Origin of the sequence: Shewanella glacialipiscicola (assembly GCF_023283485.1) — a bacterium.
GTDB classification, from domain to species: domain Bacteria; phylum Pseudomonadota; class Gammaproteobacteria; order Enterobacterales; family Shewanellaceae; genus Shewanella; species Shewanella glacialipiscicola.
In genome coordinates this window covers 112,207-132,542 of sequence record NZ_JAKILU010000008.1, presented here as the reverse complement: position 1 = coordinate 132,542, position 20,336 = coordinate 112,207, and the positions used below count along the sequence as shown (strand labels likewise).

At 44.8% G+C, this 20,336-nt stretch carries 16 protein-coding genes and 2 tRNA genes; 17 read left to right on the top strand and 1 reads right to left on the bottom strand.

What is annotated here, in order from left to right:
• Positions 1–20 precede the first annotated feature (20 nt).
• The 13 genes from ftsH (at position 21) to rpsO (ending at position 12,751) form a co-directional block, all read left to right on the top strand.
• Positions 21–1,994, top strand: a complete 1,974-nt coding sequence (ftsH, locus tag L2717_RS08910) for an ATP-dependent zinc metalloprotease FtsH (protein WP_220773216.1) — start codon at positions 21–23, stop codon at positions 1,992–1,994.
• Positions 1,995–2,211: 217 nt separating this feature from the next.
• Complete coding sequence (gene folP, locus L2717_RS08905; protein ID WP_220773217.1) at positions 2,212–3,045, top strand: dihydropteroate synthase; 834 nt, start codon at positions 2,212–2,214, stop codon at positions 3,043–3,045.
• Positions 3,046–3,125: 80 nt separating this feature from the next.
• Positions 3,126–4,463, top strand: coding sequence for a phosphoglucosamine mutase (gene glmM / locus L2717_RS08900; RefSeq protein ID WP_220773218.1), 1,338 nt, complete (start codon positions 3,126–3,128; stop codon positions 4,461–4,463).
• A 194-nt stretch (positions 4,464–4,657) separates the two neighbouring features.
• A complete protein-coding gene (tpiA, locus tag L2717_RS08895; protein ID WP_220773219.1) occupies positions 4,658–5,440 on the top strand; it encodes a triose-phosphate isomerase in 783 nt (260 codons plus the stop codon).
• A gap of 1 nt (position 5,441) precedes the next feature.
• Positions 5,442–5,777, top strand: coding sequence for a preprotein translocase subunit SecG (gene secG, locus L2717_RS08890; RefSeq protein WP_220773220.1), 336 nt, complete (start codon positions 5,442–5,444; stop codon positions 5,775–5,777).
• Between the two features lie 11 nt (positions 5,778–5,788).
• Positions 5,789–5,875, top strand: a tRNA-Leu gene (locus tag L2717_RS08885).
• Positions 5,876–5,956: 81 nt separating this feature from the next.
• Positions 5,957–6,033, top strand: a tRNA-Met gene (locus L2717_RS08880).
• A 172-nt stretch (positions 6,034–6,205) separates the two neighbouring features.
• Positions 6,206–6,661 (top strand): ribosome maturation factor RimP, encoded by a 456-nt coding sequence (gene rimP / locus L2717_RS08875; protein WP_220773221.1) that lies wholly within the window; start codon positions 6,206–6,208, stop codon positions 6,659–6,661.
• Between the two features lie 26 nt (positions 6,662–6,687).
• Positions 6,688–8,187 carry a transcription termination factor NusA gene (gene nusA / locus L2717_RS08870; protein ID WP_220773222.1) on the top strand — a complete coding sequence of 500 codons (1,500 nt, stop codon included), beginning with the start codon at positions 6,688–6,690 and terminating at the stop codon, positions 8,185–8,187.
• 26 nt (positions 8,188–8,213) lie between these two features.
• Positions 8,214–10,856, top strand: coding sequence for a translation initiation factor IF-2 (gene infB, locus L2717_RS08865; protein ID WP_220773223.1), 2,643 nt, complete (start codon positions 8,214–8,216; stop codon positions 10,854–10,856).
• A 56-nt stretch (positions 10,857–10,912) separates the two neighbouring features.
• Positions 10,913–11,371: a 30S ribosome-binding factor RbfA gene (gene rbfA / locus L2717_RS08860; protein WP_220773224.1), complete on the top strand. Its 459-nt coding sequence runs from the start codon at positions 10,913–10,915 to the stop codon at positions 11,369–11,371.
• Complete coding sequence (truB, locus tag L2717_RS08855; protein ID WP_220773225.1) at positions 11,371–12,336, top strand: tRNA pseudouridine(55) synthase TruB; 966 nt, start codon at positions 11,371–11,373, stop codon at positions 12,334–12,336. The genes rbfA and truB overlap by 1 nt, the downstream gene beginning before the upstream one ends.
• Positions 12,337–12,481: 145 nt before the next feature.
• Entirely contained in the window at positions 12,482–12,751 is a 270-nt protein-coding gene (rpsO, locus tag L2717_RS08850) for a 30S ribosomal protein S15 (RefSeq protein ID WP_006082713.1), read from the top strand.
• Positions 12,752–12,939: 188 nt separating this feature from the next.
• On the opposite strand, the gene L2717_RS08845 is transcribed toward rpsO, so the two are convergent.
• Positions 12,940–14,985, bottom strand: a complete 2,046-nt coding sequence (locus tag L2717_RS08845) for a putative bifunctional diguanylate cyclase/phosphodiesterase (RefSeq protein ID WP_220773226.1) — start codon at positions 14,983–14,985, stop codon at positions 12,940–12,942.
• A gap of 196 nt (positions 14,986–15,181) precedes the next feature.
• Between L2717_RS08845 and pnp the strand changes: the two genes are divergently transcribed.
• From pnp to L2717_RS08825, 4 genes are all read left to right on the top strand, one after another.
• Positions 15,182–17,278, top strand: coding sequence for a polyribonucleotide nucleotidyltransferase (gene pnp / locus L2717_RS08840; RefSeq protein WP_220773227.1), 2,097 nt, complete (start codon positions 15,182–15,184; stop codon positions 17,276–17,278).
• 192 nt (positions 17,279–17,470) lie between these two features.
• Complete coding sequence (gene nlpI / locus L2717_RS08835; RefSeq protein ID WP_220773228.1) at positions 17,471–18,373, top strand: lipoprotein NlpI; 903 nt, start codon at positions 17,471–17,473, stop codon at positions 18,371–18,373.
• A gap of 99 nt (positions 18,374–18,472) precedes the next feature.
• Positions 18,473–20,053, top strand: a complete 1,581-nt coding sequence (prfC, locus tag L2717_RS08830; RefSeq protein ID WP_220773229.1) for a peptide chain release factor 3 — start codon at positions 18,473–18,475, stop codon at positions 20,051–20,053.
• Positions 20,054–20,134: 81 nt separating this feature from the next.
• A complete protein-coding gene (locus L2717_RS08825; protein WP_220773230.1) occupies positions 20,135–20,335 on the top strand; it encodes a DUF5363 family protein in 201 nt (66 codons plus the stop codon).
• Position 20,336 lies beyond the last annotated feature (1 nt).

Sequence of the window (20,336 nt, the reverse complement as noted above, 5' to 3'; positions counted from 1 at the left end):
GTTAATAATCGCAAGACTTAATGAGGTCTAGTAATTTGAGTGACATGGCAAAAAATCTAATACTCTGGGTTGTCATCGCCGTTGTGCTGATGTCAGTGTTTCAGGGTTACTCCCCCTCTTCTTCGTCATCGCAGAAGATGGATTATTCTACCTTCTTAGATAACGTTCGTGATGGGCAGGTTGCAACTGTTGAAGTTAAAAGCGACCAACGCACTATTGAAGGTGCTAAGCGAACCGGTGAAAAGTTCACTACTATAATGCCGTTATATGACCAAGATTTAATTAATGATCTTGATCGTAAAGGCATCACTATGAAGGGCCAAGAAGCCGAAGAATCAGGGTTCTTAACCCAAATCTTTATCTCCTGGTTCCCGATGTTATTGCTTATCGGAGTATGGATTTTCTTCATGCGCCAGATGCAAGGCGGCGGCGGCAAAGGCGCTATGTCCTTTGGTAAGAGCAAAGCCAAGCTGATGAGCGAAGATCAGATTAAAACCACTTTCGCTGATGTTGCTGGTTGTGATGAAGCAAAAGAAGAAGTGAAAGAGTTAGTTGATTATCTGCGTGACCCAACTAAATTTCAAAAATTGGGCGGCCGAATTCCAACGGGCGTACTGATGGTGGGTCCTCCAGGTACAGGTAAAACCTTGCTGGCAAAAGCCATTGCGGGTGAATCTAAGGTGCCTTTCTTCACTATCTCTGGTTCTGATTTCGTTGAAATGTTTGTTGGTGTCGGTGCATCCCGTGTGCGTGATATGTTCGAGCAAGCGAAAAAGTCTGCCCCTTGTATCATCTTTATCGATGAAATCGATGCGGTCGGTCGCCAACGTGGCGCCGGTTTAGGTGGTGGTCATGATGAACGTGAGCAAACACTGAACCAAATGCTGGTTGAGATGGATGGCTTCGAAGGTAATGAAGGCGTTATTGTTATTGCGGCAACTAACCGTCCAGACGTGCTCGATTCTGCGTTATTGCGTCCAGGTCGTTTTGACCGTCAAGTGGTCGTGGGCTTACCCGATGTGCGTGGTCGTGAGCAAATTTTGAAAGTGCATATGCGTAAAGTGCCACTTTCTGATGATGTGAAGGCAAGCGTAATTGCCCGTGGTACGCCTGGCTTCTCTGGTGCTGACTTAGCGAACTTAGTCAACGAAGCGGCGCTGTTTGCGGCTCGTGGCAATCGCCGAGTTGTAGGTATGGAAGAATTTGAGCGTGCTAAAGATAAAATCATGATGGGCGCAGAGCGCCGTTCTATGGTGATGTCTGAAGCTGAAAAAGAAATGACAGCGTACCACGAAGCAGGCCATGCAATAGTAGGGTGTTTAGTACCAGAGCACGATCCTGTGCATAAGGTCACTATTATTCCTCGCGGCCGTGCTCTAGGTGTGACTTTCTTCTTACCCGAAGCTGACTCAGTGAGCCAGAGCCGTCGTAAATTAGAAAGCCAAATTTCGGTCGCTTACGGCGGTCGTTTAGCGGAAGAACTGATTTACGGTAGTGATAAAGTGTCGACTGGCGCATCACAGGACATCAAATACGCGACATCAATTGCGCGTAATATGGTGACTCAGTGGGGCTTCTCGGACAAGTTAGGTCCATTACTGTATGCAGAAGAAGAAGGTGAAGTCTTTTTAGGTCGCAGTATGGGGAAAGCCAAGGCAATGTCCGATGAAACAGCAACGTTAATTGATGCCGAAGTAAAAGTTTTCATCGACAAAAACTACGCAAGAGCCAGACAGATATTGACCGATAATCTTGATATTCTGCACTCGATGAAAGAAGCCTTGATGAAGTACGAAACCATTGATTCACTTCAAATTGACGATTTAATGAAGCGTCGAGAAGTGCGTCAGCCTGCCGATTGGCAAGTCGATGATAATGGTTCTAACGATAAAGGCAGTGGTCATGGCGAACCGACTGTGAAAGCAGAAGACAGTGTTACTACTGCGCCTGTTGAGCCAGAGCTGAAAGATGCTGATGAATCACCTGCTAAGTGATAGTTAGTGATACTAAAGAAAACCCCGAAAGGGGTTTTCTTGTTTTATCTTGTTAGCTATTTGACTGCGCTTTCATTAAATACATGCTCCACTGTCATTGAATATATACACCAATAATGTTTAATTTTTTTGTCATTTTCCATTTTGTCTTAAAATAGATGACGGCAGTTCTGTCCATGGATAAAATCATCGATAGTGGTATTACTGGAGTAAACGTGTGTTTGAACTGATTGTTGGCACTAAACGCCTCGCGTTATCTTCGCCCATTGTGATGGGCATTCTTAATGTTACTCCCGATTCCTTTTCCGATGGAGGTCAATATTCCACCTTTGATCTTGCCTGCCAGCATGCCGATGCCATGGTGGCTCAAGGCGCGGGAATGATAGATATTGGCGGCGAATCGACTAGGCCTGGCGCCGCCGAGGTGAGTCTTGCTGAAGAACTTGCTCGGGTGATCCCATTAGTTAAATATGTGGCTACTCACCATGATGTGTGGATTTCAATCGACACCAGCAAAGCTGAGGTAATGCGCCAAGCGATTGCTGCGGGTGCACACCTGATTAATGATGTACGTGCTTTAATGGAGCCTGGTGCGCTCGACGCTGCAGCAGAGTTGCAAGTCCCTATTTGTTTGATGCATATGCAGGGCCAGCCAAAAAACATGCAATCTTCACCGACTTATTATGATGTGATTGAAGAGGTTACTGGCTTTTTAACTGCAAGGATTGAAGCTTGCTTGCAAGCAGGGATCCCTCGGGAGTTGTTAGTAATTGATCCAGGATTTGGCTTTGGTAAAAGCGTAGAACATAACTATGAGCTACTAGCGAAGCTAAATCATTTTACTCAGTTTGATTTACCCGTATTGATAGGATTATCTCGTAAGAGCATGATAGGCGACCTCTTAGCAAAACCGACCTCAGAACGTCTTGCTGGGAGTCTTGCTGGCGCGATGATTGCGGCGAAAAAGGGAGCACATATCATTCGCGTGCATGATGTTGCTGAAACTGTGGATATGCTCAAAGTGTTACAAGCCACACAAGTGTATTTTTAAGCACCGTTATGCTCTGGTTAAGCATTTAATTAATATTATGATCCCAAATAATTGGGACACATTTCAGTTTATGGGGCGATATGAAAGAACGTAAATTTTTTGGAACCGACGGTATTCGTGGCAAGGTCGGTTCAGGTCAAATGACACCCGAACTTACGCTTAAGTTAGGTTGGGCTGCGGGGCGCGTGTTATCCCGTAATGGCACTAAAAAAGTAATAATAGGTAAAGATACTCGTATCTCGGGCTATATGTTTGAATCGGCATTGGAAGCGGGGTTTTCTGCCGCAGGTCTTAATGTTTTATTAATGGGGCCGATGCCAACACCCGCCGTAGCTTATTTAACGCGAACCTTTCGTGCTGAAGCAGGGGTGGTGATCAGTGCATCACACAATCCTTATTATGATAATGGTATTAAATTTTTCTCCACTGATGGTAGTAAGTTAGATGATAACTTAGAGCTAGAAATCGAGGCAGAACTTGAAAAACCCCTCGTGTGTGTTGAATCGCATCTGCTGGGCAAGGTGTCTCGTATAGAAGATGCCCGTGGCCGCTATATCGAATATTGCAAAGGCAATTTTCCTGCTGAACACACGTTAATGGGTCTGAAAATTGTGGTGGATTGTGCCCATGGTGCCACTTACCACATTGCACCGGCGGTATTTCGTGAGTTAGGCGCCGAAGTCATTGCCATTGGTGACCAACCAAATGGCATGAACATTAATGATAAAGTGGGCGCTACGTCCATGGGCAAGATTTGTGAGACTGTCCTTTCAGAAAATGCCGATCTTGGCATCGCACTCGATGGCGATGGCGACCGTATTATGATGGTCAATAGTAAAGGCGAAGTGATCGACGGCGACCAAATTCTGTATATTTTGGCTTGTGATGCTAAATTACGCGGTGTATTACGCGGAGGTGTCGTTGGCACACTCATGTCAAATCTAGGGCTTGATTTAGCCTTACAAGCTCTTGATGTTCCATTTGCACGTTCAAAAGTGGGCGATCGCTATGTAATGGAACTGCTTAAAGAACTCGACTGGCGTATCGGTGGTGAGAACTCGGGGCATATTTTGAACCTCGATCACGGTACAACGGGTGACGGCATCGTCGCGGGGATTTTAGTGTTAGCAGCTATGCGTCGACAAAATGCGACATTAGACGAACTCACCTCTGCGATGAAAATGTTACCGCAGGTATTAGTGAATGTGCGCTTTGAGGGGGGAAATAATCCACTGGATTCTGATAGCGTTAAGCATGCTCAAAAACAGGTTGAGTTACAACTGGGCGTCCGTGGTCGCGTATTATTGCGTAAGTCTGGAACAGAACCTTTGATCCGTGTCATGGTGGAAGGGGACGATCATAGTGCAGTATTAGCCCACGCCAATTTTATTGCTGATGCTGTTAGAACAGCAAGTTAGTAATGATGTATTTTATTATGACGGCGGTGGATACCGATTAAAAATTAAGGTGTTAGCTGCACAATTGAACAGATATCAGTTTTGGCGTGTAAAAAAACAGCACTCCAACCTGATATCTGAAAATATTCGACTTTAGCTATTGTAACTTAATAAGTGGTTCGCTATTATTCACGCCGCTTTCAAAGGAGACAGTGATGGCACTCAGACGTCCTATGGTTGCTGGCAATTGGAAAATGAATGGCAGTGCGGCACTCGCCGAAGAGCTATTTAAGAAATTTGCTTCTAAGCTCCAAAATGATTCAGCTGAAGTGGTTTTATGCCCGCCTTCTATCTATCTAGAAAGCGTTAGGCAACTGCTAGAAGCAAACAAGGAAGCGTTAGACGGTTCACTTGTTAGGATGGGCGCGCAAAATTTAAGTCAGCATGACTTTGGCGCTTATACCGGTGAAGTTTCAGGTCAGATGCTAAAAGATTCAGGATGCCGATATGTGATTATCGGACATTCAGAACGTCGCCGTATGTACGGAGAGACGAGTAATATCGTAGCGGAGAAGTTCGCCGCTGCACAAAAGCATGGCTTAACTCCGATTTTATGTGTGGGTGAGTCAGGTCCAGCACGTGAAGCAAGGCGCACCTTTGAGGTGATTGCGGAAGAGTTGGATATAGTGATCCAGAAAAATGGCACTATGGCTTTTGATAACGCCATTATCGCCTATGAGCCACTTTGGGCTGTAGGAACTGGTAAAAGCGCAACACCAGAGCAGGCACAAGAAGTACATGCGTTTATTCGCAAACGTCTCTCTGAAGTATCTCCATTTATTGGAGAAAATATCAGGATTCTCTACGGTGGTAGTGTAACACCGAGTAATGCTGCAGATTTATTTGCCCAACCTGATGTTGATGGTGGACTGATTGGCGGTGCTAGCTTAAACTCTAGCGAGTTTTTAAGTCTGTGTACCATAGCGATGAGCGCATAATATGTATGAAGTTCTAGTAGTTGTATACTTGTTGGTTTCGTTAGGTTTGATTGGCCTAATATTAATTCAACAAGGAAAGGGAGCTGACATGGGAGCCTCTTTTGGCGCCGGTGCATCAGGTACTCTATTTGGTTCGAGCGGTTCAGGTAATTTTCTGACTCGTACTACGGCTGTATTAGCCATTGGTTTTTTTACCTTAAGTCTGCTAATCGGCAATTTAAGTGCTAATCATACCAAAAGTGAAGATTCATGGAAAAATTTAGGTTCAGATACTGAACAGGTTACACAACCTGTTGAGCAAGCAACCGAAAAGTCAGAAACAAAAATTCCTGACTAGTAAAAGGTGTCGCCGAGGTGGCGAAATTGGTAGACGCGCAGCCTTGAGGTGGCTGTGACCTAACGGTCGTGCGGGTTCAAGTCCCGCTCTCGGCACCAAATATAACTAAGATAAAGTGATCAATTTTCTCTTAGTTATTGCAAGAAACGACGATAGTCAATATACTTGCATACAGTTGACGCGGGGTGGAGCAGCATGGTAGCTCGTCGGGCTCATAACCCGAAGGTCGTCGGTTCAAATCCGGCCCCCGCAACCAGCTCCTAGTAACGAATAGTGTTCAGATTCGTTATGGTTTACAGGTTCTTGAAATTAATAACCTCGTCATTACGGGGTTTTTTGTTATCTGGGACTTTTAAATTTGTCGCATACATCGTATGTGGCGTTGTACTAGGGCTTTTAGCCCTTTTTTGTTTTTTCGGGAGTCAATCTTGGCAACATTAGAATTCAGACTGGCAGAAATGCTCAAAGTACCTGTGGAAGCATTAGGCTTTCAGCTATGGGGCATTGAATATGTTCAAGCGGGTAAGCATTCCACACTGCGAGTGTTCATTGATGGCGAAAATGGTATCAATATCGAAGATTGTGCTAGTGCAAGTCGCCAAGTCAGTGCTGTACTTGATGTTGAAGATCCTATTCCTACAGAATATACCCTAGAGGTTTCTTCGCCAGGCGTTGATAGACCCCTATTTACTGCTGAGCAGTATGCGGGCTATGTAGGCGAGGATGTAAAGCTTCAATTGACTATGCCGGTTGACGGCAGTCGTAATTTAAAAGGCGCCATCACTAAAGTTGACGGGCAAATGCTGTCACTGAAAGCGAATGGTAAAGAGTTGGTTGTCGCCCTGGATAACATCCGTAAAGGCAACTTAATCGCTAAGTTTTGATAGTTTCAAGGTGAACGAGGCAATAGATGAATAAAGAGATTCTGCTAGTCGCTGAGGCGGTTTCAAACGAAAAAGCCGTTCCTCGCGAGAAAATTTTTGAAGCGCTAGAGACTGCTCTGGCCACAGCAACCAAGAAAAAATACGAAGGTGATATTGACGTACGTGTTGCTATCGATCGTAAAACTGGTGGCTATGAAACATTCCGTCGTTGGATGGTGGTTGATGATCACGGTGAAGCATTAGAAAATCCTTATCGCGAAATCACATTAGAAGCGGCACGTTACGAAAATCCGGATATTCAGCCGGGCGAGTTTATTGAAGACGATATCGAGTCAGTGGTATTTGACCGTATTACAACTCAGACTGCTAAGCAAGTTATCGTACAAAAAGTACGTGAAGCTGAGCGCGCTCAGGTAGTGGAACAATTCCAAGACCAAGAAGGTGAGTTAATTACCGGTATCGTAAAAAAGGCGACACGTGAAAGTGTTGTAGTTGATTTAGGTAATAACGCTGATGGCGTATTATTCCGTGAAGATTTAATTTCACGTGAATCTTTCCGTCCAGGTGACCGTGTACGTGCATTACTGTACTCAGTACGCCCTGAAGCTCGCGGTGCACAGTTATTCTTAAGCCGTACTAAGCCTGAAATGCTGATCGAGCTTTTCCGTGTAGAAGTACCTGAAATTGCTGACGAACTGATTGAGATTATGGGCGCAGCCCGTGATCCAGGTGCTCGCGCTAAGATCGCCGTTAAGTCAAATGATCGCCGTATCGATCCTATCGGTGCGTGTGTGGGTATGCGCGGTGCGCGTGTTCAAGCTGTATCAAATGAACTGGGTGGCGAGCGTGTTGACATCGTATTGTGGGATGATAATCCAGCGCAATATGTGATCAATGCTATGGCGCCAGCCGATGTGGCCTCTATCATTGTTGACGAAGATAACCATTCTATGGATATCGCCGTTGAACCTGATAGTTTGGCACAAGCCATTGGACGTAATGGCCAGAACGTACGTTTAGCGACACAACTGACAGGTTGGGTGTTGAACGTAATGACAGTGGAAGACATGAATAAGAAACACCAGGCCGAAAGCGCCAAGGTGGTTGATTTATTTGTTAACTCACTGGATGTCGATAAAGATTTTGCACAAGTACTAGCGGATGAGGGCTTTACGTCGCTCGAAGAAGTTGCTTATGTACCTGTGTCTGAATTATTGGCGATTGATGGTTTTGACGAAGATCTCGTTGAAGCTTTACGTGAGCGTGCAAAAGCGGCGATCTCGACTCGAGCTCTCGCTACTGAAGAAGCACTCGATGGTGTGGAGCCAAGTGCTGAGTTACTTGCACTTGAAGGTATTGATAGACACTTAGCCTATGTTTTTGCTAGCAAAGGTATTGTGACTCTAGAAGACTTGGCTGAACAAGGCATAGATGATTTGATCGAAATTGAAGAATTGACAGAAGCAAAAGCAGGTGAGCTCATCATGGCAGCCCGCAATATCTGTTGGTTTGGCGAAGAAGCATAAGTCGATCAACAGAGGGGATTTAACTGATGGCAGATACGACCGTAGAGAAATTGGCCACGGAAGTGGGTAAAAGTGTTGAACGTCTGATTGAGCAATTCTCTCAGGCTGGAATTAAGAAAGACCAAGCTGATAACGTAACTGAAACTGAAAAGCAGCAGTTATTGGATTATCTGAAAAAGCAGCACGGTGGCGAAAATGCGCCAACGAAAATGACGTTGCAGCGTAAAACCGTATCGACCCTAAGTGTGGCTGGTAGTGGTGGTCAATCTAAAGATGTTAAAGTTGAAGTTCGTAAAACACGAACTTTCGTCAAGCGTGATGCTAATGAGGCTACTCTGAAGGCTGAAGAAGAAGCGAAAGCCGAAGCAGAAGCTTTGGCAAAAGCGAAGGTTGAAGCGGAAGCTGCTGCGGCAGCAAAAGCTAAGGCTGAAGCAGATGCAAAAGCCAAGGCCGAAGCAGAAGCCAAGGCAAAAGCCAAAGCGGCAGCTGAAGTGAAAGTGGCTAAAGATGTGTCACCAGAAGCTGAAGCCGCTCGTCTAGAAGCTGAACGTTTGAAAGCGGCTCAAGAAGCGGCGACTAAACGTAAGCAAGACGAAGATGCGGCTAAAGCGGCTGAAACAGCCCGTTTATTGGCTGAAGAACACTCTAAGCGTTGGGCCGAAGAAGAGCGCCAACGTTTAGAAGCCGAGAAGAATGGTGATCATCATATCACGACATCTAAAGTGGCTCGTGCTGCTGAAGATACGTCTGATTTAGATGAAGAAAAACGCGGACGTCGTGCTCGTAACAAGACAAATGCGAAGAAACGTGGCGGCAAAGATGCCCGTGACGGCCGTGAAAAACACATGCGTAACCGCAGTACTGCACCAGAATCTATGGCGCACGGCTTTAATAAGCCTGTGGCAGCCGTTAGTCGTGATGTACGTATCGGTGAGACTGTGACAGTAGCTGAACTAGCGCATTTAATGGCGGTTAAAGCGACCGAAATCATCAAGCAAATGATGAAAATGGGTACTATGGTCACGATCAACCAAGTGTTGGATCAAGAGACTGCCCAAATGGTTGCTGAAGAAATGGGCCATAAAGTTGTGCTGATTCGCGATAACGAACTTGAGCATCAAGTGATGCAAGATCGTGACGATGAAGATGGTATCAAACTAGAGTCTCGTGCACCTGTTGTGACTATCATGGGTCACGTTGACCACGGTAAAACGTCGTTACTTGATTATATTCGCCGCGCTAAAGTGGCTGCTGGCGAAGCCGGTGGTATCACGCAGCATATCGGTGCATACCATGTAGAAACCGAAAACGGCATGATCACTTTCCTTGATACTCCAGGTCATGCCGCGTTTACCGCTATGCGTGCCCGTGGTGCCAAGGCAACAGATATCGTTGTGTTAGTTGTTGCTGCTGATGACGGTGTAATGCCGCAGACTATCGAAGCAATTCAACATGCTAAAGCCGGTAACGTGCCATTAATCGTGGCAGTGAACAAGATGGATAAACCGGAAGCGGATATCGATCGCGTTAAGAGCGAATTGTCACAACACGGTGTTATGTCTGAAGATTGGGGTGGAGACAACATGTTTGCCTTCGTTTCAGCTAAGACAGGTGAAGGCGTTGACGAACTGTTAGAAGGTATCTTACTACAAGCTGAAGTTCTCGAACTGAAAGCAGTACGTGATGGTATGGCTGCTGGTGTGGTTATTGAATCACAATTGGACAAGGGTCGCGGCCCAGTTGCTACGATCCTGGTTCAACAAGGTACGCTACGCCAAGGTGATATCGTTCTTTGTGGTCTTGAGTACGGTAAAATCCGTGCAATGAAAGATGAGAACGGTCGCTCAATCACTGAAGCGGGTCCATCTATCCCTGTTGAAATTCTGGGTCTGTCAGGCGTACCGTCTGCAGGTGATGAAGCAACAGTTGTTCGTGACGAACGTAAAGCCCGTGAAGTTGCCCTGTATCGTCAAGGTAAGTTCCGCGATGTGAAATTAGCGCGTCAGCAAAAATCTAAGTTAGAAAACATGTTTGCGAACATGACTGAAGGCGAAGTGAAAGAACTGAACATCGTTCTTAAAGCAGACGTACAAGGTTCACTCGAAGCGATTACTGACTCGTTAACAGGCTTGTCTACTGACGAAGTTAAAGTGAACATCATCGCTCGCGGTGTGGGTGCTCTTACTGAAACAGATGCCACTTTAGCGGCAGCGTCTAACGCGATTCTGGTTGGCTTTAACGTACGTGCGGATGCACAGGCCCGTAAGACAATCGACAGCGAAAGTGTAGATTTACGCTACTACAGCGTTATTTATCACTTGATTGACGAAGTTCGTGCTGCGATGACGGGTATGCTATCACCAGAGTTCAAGCAACAGATTATTGGTCTGGCTGAAGTACGTGACGTATTTAAGTCGCCTAAACTGGGTGCGATTGCTGGCTGTATGGTTACCGAAGGCCTTATCAAGCGTAGCGCACCAATTCGTGTACTACGTGATAACGTGGTGATCTACGAAGGTGAACTTGAATCGCTGCGTCGCTTTAAAGATGACGTTGCGGAAGTTCGCAATGGTATGGAATGTGGTATTGGCGTTAAGAACTACAACGATGTTCGCGTAGGCGACCAAATCGAAGTATTCGAAACAGTCGAGATTGCTCGTACTCTGTAATGATAAAAGGGCGGCATTAGCCGCCCTTATCAATTTAAGCTATGGTAAGAAATATTATGGCAAAAGAATTCAGTCGTACTCGTCGAATCGCTCAGCAGCTTCAGCAAGAACTTGCTCAAGTAGTACAGCGCGACATGAAAGATCCGCGTGTTGGCTTTGTAACCGTAAATGACGTCGACGTCTCTCGGGACTTAAGCTACGCCAAAGTTTTTGTGACTTTCTTCGAGGAAGACAAAGACGTTGTGCAAGAAAAACTCAATGCTTTAATCAGCGCAGCACCTTATATCCGCACCTTAGTCGCGGGTCGTATGAAGTTGCGTGTGATGCCAGAACTACGTTTTATCTACGATAGCTCGTTAGTGGAAGGTATGCGCATGTCTAACTTAGTTAGCCAAGTGATCAACCAAGACAAAGCGAAACAACAGCAATTTGGCAGCGAAGACGCATCGGTTGAAGATGAAGTCCAAGCTGACGATATTGCCGATGACGCAGATGAAACTGAAGGTAAAGATTAATGGCTCGTCGTCCAAAAGGTCGTTTTATCGATGGGATAGTGCTGTTGGATAAATCCACGGGCATGAGTTCTAACTTTGCATTGCAAAGGGTAAAGCGCTTTTTTAATGCGAACAAAGCTGGCCATACGGGCGCCCTCGATCCGTTAGCAACAGGCATGTTACCTGTGTGCTTAGGCGAAGGGACTAAGTTTTCTCAGCATCTGTTAGATGCTGATAAACGCTATTTAGTTACTGCTAAGCTGGGTGAGCGTACTGATACCAGTGATTCCGATGGTGAAGTGGTGCAAACCCGCGCTATTGATTTTACGCAGGAGCAGTTACTTACCGCGCTTGATTTCTTCCGTGGTGAGACTCAGCAAATCCCTTCTATGTATTCCGCGCTTAAATATCAGGGCCAGCCCCTGTATAAATACGCCCGTGAAGGCATTGAAGTGCCGCGTGAATCTCGTCCTATTACGGTATTTGAGCTAAATTTTATCGGTCTTGAAGGCGATGAGCTGACCTTAGACATTCATTGTTCTAAGGGCACTTATATTCGCACTATCGTTGACGATTTAGGTGAAATGCTCGGCTGTGGTGCCCATGTGATTATGTTGCGCCGTACTCAAGTTGCACAATATCCGTATGCTAGAATGGTCACTTTAGATCAGCTTGAAGCACTTGTCGCCCAAGCACATGAACAGCAGATAGATCCGAGTGTATTACTCGATCCACTGTTACTACCCATGGATACGGCTGTGGCCGATTTCCCTGAGGTGAATGTGCCCGATGCGATAGCTCCTTACCTAATGCAAGGTCAAGCAGTTAGAGTACCGGTTAATGCTGACTTGAAAACCGATGAACTGGTGCGTATCACCTTAGGTGATATTCGCCGTTTTGTGGGTATTGGTACTTTGAACGAAGACGGCCTATTGGCGCCGAAACGACTCATCGTAATTCATGATGAGCCAGCAGAAATTCTGTAGCCCGCTTCCTCTTACAATTTAAACTCTGTTTTTGGAATAGTTCCCGTCCTTTATTGCGCTAGGGGTGGTTTATGGGTAGAATAGCGCGCCCTCTGGCTGAGTTAGTGATCGGCTAGAGATTCATATTATTTATTTGGAGATATACATGTCACTAAGTACTGAAGTAAAAGCAAAAATTTTAGCTGATTTTGGCCGTTGTGAAAATGACACAGGTTCAACTGAAGTTCAAGTTGCCTTGTTAACTGCACAAATCAACCATTTACAAGCTCACTTCAAAGAGCACATCCACGATCACCATTCACGTCGTGGTCTGTTACGTATGGTTAGCTCACGTCGTAAGTTAACTGCTTACCTGAAGCGTACTGATGTAGCACGTTACACTGCTCTGATCCAAAAATTAGGTCTACGTCGTTAATATCGCGTCGATTGATATAAAAAAGGAGGCTTAAGCCTCCTTTTTTATATCCTAAAATCAGCATAAACAACCTGAGCAAGCTTGTTTATGCATATTCATCATCGCATTTATACAAAGCTATAGCAGTGCAGTCCTCGCAGAAATCGTCATCACCCGCGTTACCCTATAAGAGTACGTTAAAACTTGAGCTAGACGTGGTGTAAGCCTCTAATAGTTGCTGTTTGCGTTGCAATATATAAAGCTTCAAACTCTGCTTGTGGCAATGGCAGACTGAAATAGAATCCTTGACCAATTTGACACTGATTTTCTTTTAACCAATCTAATTGTTGCTCATTTTCAATCCCTTCGGCCACCACTGTTAAATTAAGCTGTTTACCTAACATTAAAATTGTTGAAGCAATTGCGCTATCTTCTGGCAAATCGGACACGAAACAACGGTCGATTTTCATCGTCGTGATAGGTAAGTGACGTAGGTAAGATAGTGAAGAATAGCCAGTGCCAAAATCATCAATGGCGATACCAAAACCAGCAGACTTGAGTTGTTCAAGCTTAACAATCGCCAGCTCAATATCATTCATTAATGACGTTTCAGTAATTTCAATTTCCAGTAGCTCAGGTTGGATTTGATAGCGTAGTGCCATCTGTTTAATATCAGGAACTAAGCTAGCATCAGCAAATTGTTGTGAGGCAACATTAATCGCAATCGGTATGGCATAGTTATATTTCTTTTGCCATTCTCGCAATACTTTGCAACTTTGCTCTATCACCCAGCGGCCAATTGGAATAATGATCCCCGTTTCTTCAGCAACGGGAATAAAAGATATTGGGCTGATGAGTCGGCCATCTTTTTGCCAGCGAATTAAGGCTTCACAGCTGACAACTTTACCCGTTTGCAAGTCGAGTTTGGGTTGAAAATAGAGCAAGAACTCATTGTTTTTTAAGGCATCATGTAATGATGCCTCGGTTCGTAAACGTACTGCAGCCCGTTCGGTCATGTGTTGCTTAAAGAAAGCCCATTGATTAGAGCCCGCGGCTTTAGCGCTATACATGGCAATATCTGCATGGCGAATAAGATCCTCAGCACTGCTGCCGTCTTCGGGATAAATAGAGATGCCGATAGACGCGGCTGGATGAATCGCATGTTCATTAAGTTGTATTGGGACGTTAATCTGCATCAGTAACTTACCCACAAAATCAGCAGCTTCATCTGGGGTGTGAACGGCATAGGCTAAAATAACAAACTCATCACCTCCTAAGCGCGATACTGTGCCTTTATCGCCCACAAAACGCTCCAGCATCCGAGCAATACGCGCGAGGAATTGATCGCCTAAAGTATGTCCTAGCGAATCATTGATATTTTTAAAACGATCTAAATCGATAAACATTAACGCAAAACTGCGTTTTTGTAGGCGCGAGCGTTGAATCGTGACGGCGATAGTCTCGAGTAATAGTGTGCGGTTCGGCAATCCGGTAAGGGGATCTCGAGTTGCCATTTTTCGCAGCTTAGATTGGGTTTGGCTAAATTGAATCAGAATTTGGTTAAATTTTGAGGTTACTAAACCGAGCTCATCGTCCTTATGGGCAGCGGATATCGGTAATAGGTTTTCATCTGGTGAGTTAGGATCAATCTTATCGATGGCTTCACTTATTCGAGCAATCGGCTGAGTCAAGAAGCGGTGGAATACCACTGAGAGGACTAAGGTCAGTAATAGTGCACGGATGAGGGTGGCAAAAAAACTAAGTCGTAACTGAGAAAAAAGACTATTAGTGAGCTCTTGGGTATCGTAAAAAACCGTTAACGTGCCGATTAGTTGTTTTTTTTGAGTGCCTTCAAAATAAAAGGGTCGATAAAGCGGGCGAGAAATCTCTTTAAGATTATTAAACAGTTTATTGCTAATACTGCTGAAGGTAAGGGAATCATTTTTTTTGTTATTGCTGACTGAAACAAACATCGACCCGTCATCGAGTTCAATTACGGCTGAACTGACATGCTCAACTTTTATTGCTCCCTCTAAGGTTTGACGCGCTAAATTATCATCCAAAGCCCAAACGGCATTCGCGGCGGGTTGTTCTACTGAATTTAAAAGCTCTTGCTGAGTCGTCGTGAGTTGTTGTTTAGTCGAAACGACGACGAGGGCTATTTCAATAATAAAAATGACAATAGCAAAAAATAAGGCTGTAAAAACAACTAGATTAGTTTGTTTCCAGGTCAACGATTTAAAACGACTTGTCATTAAGCTAGCCCTTTATTATTTTCGCCGTAGGAGATAATTATTTTTTTATTTCAGCTTAAAGCGCAACTCTTTGTTGATTTAACCACTTTAGTGAAAAGATAAGCCCTTGTCACCATTATCTACCCTTTATCTATTGCCGCGAATTGCAGTATACTTACGCGCGTAATTCAAGGTCATTAATTAAGGAATGGGTCACGTGAATCCTATTGTAAAGAGTTTTGAGTATGGTCAACATACAGTCACCCTGGAAACAGGTGTTATCGCGCGTCAAGCTGATGCAGCCGTTTTAGCCAGTATGGGTGACACAACAGTGTTAGTCACTGTTGTCGGTAAAAAAGAAGCCGATCTTGGTCGTGACTTTTTCCCTCTGACTGTTAACTATCAAGAAAAAACCTACGCAGCCGGTAAAATCCCTGGTGGTTTCTTTAAGCGTGAAGGCCGTCCTTCAGAAGATGAGACATTAATCGCTCGTCTGATCGACCGTCCAATTCGCCCTCTTTTCCCTAATGGTTTCAAAAACGAAGTTCAAGTTATCATTACTGTTGTATCTGTCGACCCACAAATCGAGCCAGATATCATCTCTATGATCGGTACTTCTGCTGCACTGGCTATTTCTGGTATTCCATTTAGCGGTCCTTTAGGGGCGGCACGTGTGGGTTACATTGATGGCGAATACGTGTTGAACCCAAGTGTTGAGCAATTAGCGACTAGCCAACTAAATTTAGTGGTTGCTGGTACTGCTGGCGCAGTATTAATGGTGGAATCAGAAGCCCAAGCATTACCAGAAGAAGTGATGTTAGGTTCTGTTGTTTATGGTCACGATCAACAACAAGTGGTTATCAAAGCGATTGCTGAATTTAAAGCAGAAGCCGGTAAACCAACTTGGGATTGGACTGCACCAGTACAAGATGCCGATTTAGTTGCCCAAATCAAAGTGCTTGCGGAAGCGGGTTTAGGTGATGCGTATAAAATCCAAGTTAAACAAGATCGTTATGCTCAAGTTTCTGTGGTTAAAGCCGCAGCAAAAGAAGCTTTGTTAGCGAGCAATCCCAATGTTGATTTACGTGAAGTAGACAACTTACTGGGTAGCCTAGAGAAGAAAGTGGTTCGTGGTCGCATCATCCGTGGCGAGCCACGTATCGATGGTCGTGAACCTGATATGATCCGCGCTTTAAGTGTATTAGCGGGCGTATTGCCACGTACTCATGGTAGTGCATTGTTCACCCGTGGTGAAACTCAAGCGCTAGTGACTTGTACATTAGGTACTGAGCGTGATGCACAGAAGATTGATAGCATCATGGGCGAGCGTACTAACCGTTTCATGCTGCACTATAACTTCCCTCCATACTCTGTCGGTGAAACTGGCATGGTGGGTTCACCTAAGCGCCGCGAAATCGGTCATGGTAAGTTAGCTTGGCGCGGTATGAAAGCCGTTATGCCTTCAGCAGCCGAATTCCCATACAGTGTGCGCGTTGTATCTGAAATCACTGAATCTAACGGTTCAAGCTCTATGGCATCAGTATGCGGTACTTCACTTGCACTGATGGATGCGGGCGTACCAATCAAAACGTCTGTAGCCGGTATTGCTATGGGTCTAGTAAAAGAGGGCGATGATTTTGTTGTTCTTTCTGACATCTTAGGTGATGAAGATCATTTAGGTGACATGGACTTTAAAGTAGCCGGTACTCGTGGTGGTATTACTGCACTGCAGATGGATATCAAGATTGAAGGTATCACTAAAGAAATCATGGAAATCGCACTGCAACAAGCCTATGGCGCACGTGTGCATATCCTGAACGTGATGGATCAAGCGATTGGTTCACACCGTGATGATATTTCTGATCATGCTCCACGTATTACCATTATCAAGATCAACCCAGAAAAAATCCGTGACGTTATCGGTAAAGGCGGCGCAGTTATTCGTGCTTTAACTGAAGAAACAGGCACTACGATTGAACTGGAAGATGATGGTACTGTGAAGATCGCATCTTCAAATGGCGAAGCAACGAAAGAAGCGATTCGTCGTATTGAAGAAATCACTTCAGAAGTTGAAGTAGGTCGTATCTACGCGGGTAAGGTTATCCGTATCGTTGATTTCGGTGCCTTCATTAACATTCTGCCAGGCAAAGACGGTTTAGTGCACATTTCACAAATCAGTGATGAGCGTGTAGCTAACGTGTCTGATCATCTTGTATTGAACCAAGATGTAGCCGTTAAGGTTATGGAAGTGGATCGTCAAGGTCGCGTACGTCTATCAATCAAAGAAGCACAAACTAAAGAAGCCGCTGAATAGTCATTCTTTGACTTATTATCAGCAGATACTTTTTAAGTGATTGCATAAAAAGGAGATCGAATGATCTCCTTTTTTGTTTTTGATATTCAGAAACTCAGTATTAATCTCAATTCCCCAATAGCAGTCCTGTGATGGGATTGCTATCATGAACATTCTTCTGCGTATGTTGGGAATCTAAAAAGGTAGAAATGGATGAGTCTTAAAATTAGAACCGCTGTCGTTGCTGTGCTGGCGGGCGCCAGTCTATTGTTAGCCGGATGCGCTACCACCCAGTCTCCTTTAGATAACCAAAATGATGTTGAAGGTAAATTGGTTATAGCCCCTGTGATGCCAGACTATAAAGTGGAAGTCACGTTAGCTAAGCTTAATGAGATTTTGTCTGCGGTCGAATTAAGTAACGAACAAAGAGCAAGGTTTCACTACGATCGCGGTGTGATCTACGACAGTGTGGGTTTAAGGCTGCTTGCACGGATTGATTTTATTCAAGCGCTGAAACTGCAACCTGATCTCGCCGACGCCTATAATTTTCTTGGGATTTATTACACTCAAGAAGGCGAGTATGACAGTGCCTATGAAGCGTTCGATGGCGTATTAGAGCTCGCGCCTAATTATGATTATGCTTATTTAAATCGTGGCATTGCCTTGTATTATGGTGGTCGTAATGATTTAGCCACTAAAGATATGCAAGCATTTTATGCAGGCGATAATACCGACGGTTATCGCGCATTATGGTTGTATTTAATCGCATCAAAAGATGATGCAGTTGAGGCTAAACAACAACTTATGGCGCATCGCCAGAATTTAGATAACGATGCTTGGTCTAGCGTAATTGTTGATTATTATTTAGGTCAAAAAAGCCGTGAACAGGTGTTTACGGCGGCTAAGGAAGGGCTTACCCATCCTAAAGAATATGCTGAACGTTTATGTGAGGCTTATTTTTATCTCGCTAAAATGTCGATAGAGATGAAGCAATACCAAGATGCTGCCAACTATTTCCGTCTGGCGTTGGCAACCAATATCCATGATTTTGTTGAACACCGATACGCGCGAATTGAGCTAGCTAAAGTCAAAGATTTGCTCGAAGCTACAAAATAACCCTCTTTCGCCCGAGCTCATCTCGGGCTTTGCCTAGCCAAGCTTGAACTGAGGCGCTATAATTTGCGCCTTTTTAGCGATACTAGTGCATAGGTTAACATGTCAGGCAATAAAGTAGAGGTCGATAAACGTCGCACCTTCGCGATCATATCGCACCCCGACGCGGGTAAAACAACCATTACCGAAAAAGTGCTGTTATTCGGCAACGCTTTGCAAAAGGCGGGTACCGTTAAAGGCAAAAAATCGGGTCAGCACGCTAAGTCTGATTGGATGGAAATGGAGAAGGACCGTGGTATTTCTATCACGACGTCCGTAATGCAATTTCCCTATGGTGGCGCCCTCGTTAACCTACTCGACACGCCTGGCCACGAAGACTTCTCTGAAGATACCTATCGTACTCTGACTGCCGTTGACTCTTGCCTTATGGTGATAGATTCTGCGAAGGGTGTGGAAGATCGTACTATCAAGTTGATGGAAGTGACTCGTCTGCGTGATACGCCGATTGTGACTTTTATGAACAAACTCGACCGTGATATCCGTGATCCTATTGATTTGATGGATGAAGTCGAACATGTACTTAAAATAGCCTGTGCACCGATTACTTGGCCTATTGGCAGCGGTAAAGAATTTAAAGGTATTTACCACATACTGCGTGATGAAGTGGTGTTGTATCAAGGTGGTATGGGCCATACCATCCAAGAACGCCGCGTGATTGCAGGCATTAATAATCCTGAACTGGATAAGGTTCTTGGCAGTTATGCCGTTGATCTGCGTAATGAGATGGAATTAGTGCGCGGTGCATCACATGAATTTGATCATGATGCTTTTCTTCAAGGTAAGCTGACGCCAGTATTTTTTGGTACCGCTTTGGGTAACTTTGGTGTGGATCATATTCTCGATGGGATTGTGGAATGGGCTCCTAAGCCATTACCGCGTGACAGTGATGTACGTAAGGTGATGCCTGACGAAGAAAAATTCACTGGTTTCGTGTTCAAAATCCAAGCAAACATGGATCCAAAACATCGTGACCGTGTCGCCTTTATGCGAGTGTGTTCAGGCCGCTACGAGCAGGGCATGAAAATGCACCACGTACGTATTGGTAAGGATGTCAGCATCAGTGATGCGTTAACCTTTATGGCGGGCGATCGCGAACGAGCTGAAGAGGCTTATCCTGGTGACATCATAGGCCTGCATAACCATGGCACGATCCGTATTGGTGATACGTTTACTCAAGGTGAAAAGTTTCGCTTCACTGGTGTACCTAACTTTGCCCCTGAAATGTTCCGCCGTATTCGCCTAGGCGATCCTCTTAAGCAAAAACAATTGCTCAAAGGATTAATGCAGTTATCAGAAGAAGGTGCGGTGCAGGTATTCCGTCCGCTCGATACCAACGATTTAATTGTCGGCGCCGTGGGTGTACTACAGTTTGAAGTGGTCGTAGGACGTTTAAAAAGTGAATATAATGTCGAGGCGATTTACGAGGGCATTAGCGTTTCAACTGCACGTTGGGTTTACTGTAAAGATGAGCGTAAACTTGAAGAGTTCCGCCGTAAGTGTAGCCAAAATTTAGCACTCGATGGTGGCGATAATTTAACGTACATTGCGCCAACGATGGTGAATTTGAACCTCGCTATGGAACGTTACCCTGATATAGAGTTTACTAAAACCCGCGAACATTAATCTCTTTGATTTGTTGTGGTTGGTGAAATGGCGGTAATTTACCGCCATTTTTGTATCTGATTGACTACACTGGACACTCTTATGGCCAATTGGGTTGTTAAAGCATGGCGAGCTTATATTCAGTGGTGTGACCATATGGGACTCACGCCTGAAAATCGTCGTTGTTGTATGCCGCGTCTTGAAGATCCACCACTAGTGATTAAATCTCCTAAAATTACTGCACAGGCTCAAAGCACTCCGCTCTGCAAAGCGCATTCGAGCGGTAAAACGCCATCCGAGTGAG